Source organism: Brevundimonas sp. UBA7838, from assembly GCF_002500885.1.
Classification (GTDB): domain Bacteria; phylum Pseudomonadota; class Alphaproteobacteria; order Caulobacterales; family Caulobacteraceae; genus Brevundimonas; species Brevundimonas vesicularis_C.
In genome coordinates, this window is sequence record NZ_DLTK01000021.1 from 1,130 (window position 1) to 5,253 (window position 4,124).

A 4,124-nucleotide genomic window follows, 5' to 3' on the forward strand; every position below is an offset into this window, starting at 1 on the left:
GCCGCCTTCATCGCCGCCAGATCGTCCAACCCCCAGTCGGTGTCCAGCCCATTGATCCGCACGCCCAGGCGCGGCCCAAACCCGCCGCGGCGAACCGCCGCGACGGCGGCGTCGCGGGCGTCAGCCTTGGCTTCGGGCGCCACGGCGTCTTCCAGGTCCAGCACGGCGACATCGCAATCCAGCGTCCGCGCCTTCTCAATCGCCCGTGCATTGGACGCGGGCAGATAAAGGACGCTGCGGACCCGGTCGCTACGCATCACACGCGGCCCGTAACGGGCACCAGGGCGCCGGTCATGGCCCGGCTCTCGGGCGAGGCCAGGAACAGGATCGCCGCCGCCAGATCGGCCGGCGCGACCCAGGCCGCCTGGTCGGCGTCGGGCATGTCCTGACGGTTCGTCGGCGTGTCGATGATCGACGGCAGGACGGCGTTGACCGTCACCTTTGTCGTCTTCAACTCCTCGGCCAGCGCCTGGGTCAGGGCGTGGACCCCGGCCTTGGCCGCCCCATAGGCCCCCATGCCGGCCCCGGCTTTCAACGCGGCGGCCGAGCCGACGTTGACGATCCGACCCTCGGGCGAGGCCTTCAGCGCAGCCAGCGCCGCGCGGCTGGCGTTCACGGCGGTGGTGACGTTCAACGCATGCATCCGGTCCCAGGCCGGTTCCGCATCGTCGGTCGTCTGCCAGACAAAACCGCCGGCGATGTTCAACAGGGCATCCAGCCGCCCGAACCGCGCGATCACGGCGTCGACGGCCTTCTGCGCCTGGCCGGCGTCCGTCAGATCGACCCCGCCGATCTCCAGCACGCCGTCGGGCACGGCATGGCCCGAAGCATGGTCGATGACCGCGACCTGCCAGCCGCCTTTCAGCGCCGCCTCCAGCACCGCCCGGCCCAGGACGCCGTGTCCGCCCGTGATTGCGACTGTCCGCTGCATCATCCGATCCTCCATGTCGCCGGGAACCATAGAGCCGGACACGGCCGGATCAACCGGCGCCGATCAAGCGTCGGCGAACACCTTCGCCATCAGCCGCTCCAGCGCCTGCTGATCGTCCGTGTCGAAGGCGGCCGGCGTCGTCGCATCCACGTCGAACACCGCGATCAGGGCGCCCGAAGCGTCGCGCACCGGCACCACGATCTCGCTGGCCGAACGGCTGTCGCAGGCGATGTGGCCAGGGAAGGCGTGCACGTCCTCGACCAACTGCGTTTGACCCGTCGCCGCCGCCGCGCCGCACACTCCGCGCCCGAACGCGATGCGCAGGCACCCCAGCGTCCCCTGATACGGCCCGACCACCAGTTCATCCGCCTTTTCCGGCGCCACGACGTAGAAGCCGGTCCAGAAATAGTGCTCGAACGCATCCGCCAGCATCGACGCCACCGTCGCCATTCGCGCCGTCACATTCGGCTCGCCGTCCAGCACGGCCAGAACTTCCGCCTCGACCTCCAGATAGCGCGCCGCCTTGTCGGTGGGACGATCGTTACGGGCGACATAGGCCATGGAAAAACTCCGGAGCGGGACAGGCTGGCGATATAGGCGAGGGCTCGGCCGAAGGGGAGGGGCACCGTCAATCGCCGCCGCCTGGCCGGGAACGCTTCCGTACGCCCCCGTGTTGGCGCTGGGAGACAACGACGGAGGCTCGCGTGACATCAACCCTTTCACGATCGCTCGGCCTGATCGCCGTCCTGATGCTGTCGGCCGCCGCGGCCGCCTGCGGTCAGGACGCCGGCGCGCCTGGACCCGCTGACGCGACGCAGACCCCCGCGCCGGCCGCACCCGAGCCGACAACACCGCCTCCGGAACCGGCGAAAATCAACACGAACCCTGCGGTCTCGTCGTCAGCGTCAGCGACGCCAGCGGCGTCGCGCAAGTCCTGTTATCTCTCGGTCGATGGCAAGGTTCTGCTCGACGAGCCCTGCCTCGTCTATCCGTTCGGCGACGGCGGCTATACGATGAACGCCTGGTCCGAGGGCAAGCCCAAGAACTCCCATTTCGCCGTCGTCGTCCTGATGGCCGACGGCTCGGCCGACGCCACCTGGAACGCCGACCCCGACGACGACAAGGCCGGCGATCGTCTCGGGACCGTGCGCCTGGACGGCGACTGCTGGATCAACGACCGCGCGCGGATCTGCGTAAAGTGAGCGGCGTGTGTTGATCCATGATGTGAAAGTCACCGGGCTGAGCGTGGCCGAGGCGGCCGAGCGTCACGGCTATTCCGTCGCCGCCGCCAAGGTCAGCATCCATCGCAGCTTCAAAGCTCTGAACGCGCGCTTCGCGGCTGGAGCAGCAGGGTCCAACGATGAAGACTGACGACCTGATCACCAGCCTGGCGCTGGACTTGCCGCCCACGTCTCAAAGCGACGTCGACCGTCGTGTGCTGCTGTTCATGCTGCCGGCGGCGGGCGTCGCCCTTGCTGGTGTCGTGTGGTGGCTGGGACTGAGGCCGGATCTGATGTCGGCCGTCGTGGGACCGACCTTCTGGGCGAAGGCGGCCTATACGGCCGCCCTGTGCGCCGCCGGTTTCTGGCTCCTGGATCGACTGGGGCGGCCGGGGGCTTCGACGCGCCGTCCCACAATCCTGCTAGCAGCCATTTTGGCCGTCGCTGCGGGATGGGCTGTCGTGGAGTTGCTGGGCGCTGCGCCTGACGCGCGGATGGACATGGTCATGGATCGATCCGCCAGGGTCTGTCCGACCAACATCCTGTCGCTCGGCGCTCTGGCGGCGCCGTTCATATTCTTCGCCGCGAGACGATTCGCCCCTGTGAAGCCCGCTTCCTCCGGCGCCGCCGCCGGTCTTCTGACCGCAGGGCTGGCCGCGACCGTCTATGGCCTGCATTGCCCCGAGCACACGGCCGCCTTTGTGGCGGTCTGGTACACTTTGGGCATGAGCCTGGTCGCGGCCCTGGGCGCGGTTCTCGGTCGTTTCACCTTCCGCTGGCGAGTGCGTTAATGATACTCCTCACGATCAAGCATCACCGCATCTTCGTCTTTGCTAAACTCGCAGCGCTGTACACCAACCGATGCCTAAATTTACTATTGAGAAACTAGACATTGAGCGGCTGAACGGCCCTTCAGCTAACGCAATCCTGTGAAGGATGCGACGAACCATTGCAAAAAAGGTGTGTATAGGCCATCTAAGTCCCTTATGGATTAACTTGAAATCTATCAGTTTCTGAATTTTAAATCAGCTGGTAAACCAATAGCGCCGCAGCCGACTCAAATTTAGTCTGAACTCCATTGCAGCTTGGTGACAAAAGCGGACGCCTCTATGAGCTTCACAAGTTAACTCGCGCTTGTCCGAGATTTGGTCACTGATGCTCTTTTTGAGCCAAGCTACACACTAACATCCAACGAAGACGGCACCGAAAGCTGCAGCGCAGACTTTTCTGGACAGGAATGCTATGAAGCCCTCGGATGTTCAAAGCGCTGTCGGAAATGGTCCGTCGATTTGCCTTCGTTTGCACCCTGTTGCTGACGGTGGCCTTCGCCATGCCTGCGTTTGAAAGCCATGCCTGCGCGGCGGAAGCCTCAGGCGGCGTCCAGGTGGTCGAGACGGTCGGCGGCGATGATGGTCAATGTCCTGACTGCGGCCCGGCGTGCGCCAACGGCTGCTGTCATGCGCCCCATTCCGCCATGTCCAGCGACCTGGCGACGCCGCGTTTCATCGCGGTCTTCGGCCAGCCTCAGGCGTGGAGCGACAACGTCGCTTGCCCGCTCGGGCGGCCTGACGGTCCCGAGCGCCCACCGAGAGCCTGATCCTCGGCTGGACCTAGCGTCCGGCCCATCCTGAGCCCTGCGCGCGGCCGAGACGTCGCGCGTCCTGAACTTTGGGCCCGGCCGTGCGCCGGGCGAGGATCGATCATGATTTCGAAGACATACTGGCTGATGACCGGCGCCGCCGTGGTCATCGCATTAGGCGCGGGCTTCGGCGCCGCGCGCATTCTGGACCGACCGCCAACCGAAGCCGAACACGCCGAGACGGGCCACACCGAAGACGAACCCAGCGAAGCGGCCTTCGTCGCCCTGACGCCGCAGGAGGCCGCGCAAGTCGGGGTGTCGGTCGTCGCCGTACAGCGCGGCGGCGGCGCTGAACTGAAGCTGCCGGGCCGCGTCGCCTTCGCGCCCGGCGCCG

Annotated in this window: 7 protein-coding genes and 1 pseudogene; 5 read left to right on the plus strand and 3 right to left on the minus strand. The window is 66.3% G+C overall.

Translation table 11 applies throughout. The features are described 5' to 3' along the window. The 3 genes from B3T77_RS01010 to B3T77_RS01020 form a co-directional block, all read right to left on the minus strand. The coding region (locus B3T77_RS01010; protein ID WP_292076244.1) for an aldolase/citrate lyase family protein at positions 1-257 on the minus strand (257 nt) is incomplete at its 3' end. Beyond that, positions 257-934, minus strand: coding sequence for an SDR family NAD(P)-dependent oxidoreductase (locus tag B3T77_RS01015; protein WP_292076247.1), 678 nt, complete (start codon positions 932-934; stop codon positions 257-259). The genes B3T77_RS01015 and B3T77_RS01010, both read right to left, overlap by 1 nt. 60 nt (positions 935-994) lie before the next feature. After that, positions 995-1,492: a GAF domain-containing protein gene (locus tag B3T77_RS01020; protein WP_292076249.1), complete on the minus strand. Its 498-nt coding sequence runs from the start codon at positions 1,490-1,492 to the stop codon at positions 995-997. A 143-nt stretch (positions 1,493-1,635) separates the two neighbouring features. Between B3T77_RS01020 and B3T77_RS01025 the strand changes: the two genes are divergently transcribed. From B3T77_RS01025 to B3T77_RS01045, 5 genes and pseudogenes are all read left to right on the plus strand, one after another. Next, positions 1,636-2,133 carry a hypothetical protein gene (locus tag B3T77_RS01025; protein WP_292076252.1) on the plus strand — a complete coding sequence of 166 codons (498 nt, stop codon included), beginning with the start codon at positions 1,636-1,638 and terminating at the stop codon, positions 2,131-2,133. Positions 2,134-2,140: 7 nt separating this feature from the next. Beyond that, positions 2,141-2,302 carry a hypothetical protein gene (locus B3T77_RS01030; RefSeq protein ID WP_292076254.1) on the plus strand — a complete coding sequence of 54 codons (162 nt, stop codon included), beginning with the start codon at positions 2,141-2,143 and terminating at the stop codon, positions 2,300-2,302. After that, on the plus strand, positions 2,292-2,942 hold the full coding sequence (locus B3T77_RS01035) for a DUF1109 domain-containing protein (RefSeq protein ID WP_292076257.1): 651 nt from the start codon (positions 2,292-2,294) through the stop codon (positions 2,940-2,942). The genes B3T77_RS01030 and B3T77_RS01035 overlap by 11 nt, the downstream gene beginning before the upstream one ends. A 464-nt stretch (positions 2,943-3,406) precedes the next feature. Continuing rightward, positions 3,407-3,748, plus strand: coding sequence for a hypothetical protein (locus B3T77_RS01040; protein ID WP_292076259.1), 342 nt, complete (start codon positions 3,407-3,409; stop codon positions 3,746-3,748). 105 nt (positions 3,749-3,853) lie between these two features. Then, a pseudogene (locus tag B3T77_RS01045) lies at positions 3,854-4,124 on the plus strand (hypothetical protein); the annotation flags it as partial.

Bases quoted from the DNA above. Each gene is read 5' to 3' on its own strand.
- B3T77_RS01015 (WP_292076247.1), bottom strand. From the start codon at position 934: ATGATGCAGCGGACAGTCGCAATCACGGGCGGACACGGCGTCCTGGGC.
- B3T77_RS01020 (WP_292076249.1), bottom strand. From the start codon at position 1,492: ATGGCCTATGTCGCCCGTAACGATCGTCCCACCGACAAGGCGGCGCGC.
- B3T77_RS01035 (WP_292076257.1), top strand. From the start codon at position 2,292: ATGAAGACTGACGACCTGATCACCAGCCTGGCGCTGGACTTGCCGCCC.
- B3T77_RS01040 (WP_292076259.1), top strand. From the start codon at position 3,407: ATGTTCAAAGCGCTGTCGGAAATGGTCCGTCGATTTGCCTTCGTTTGC.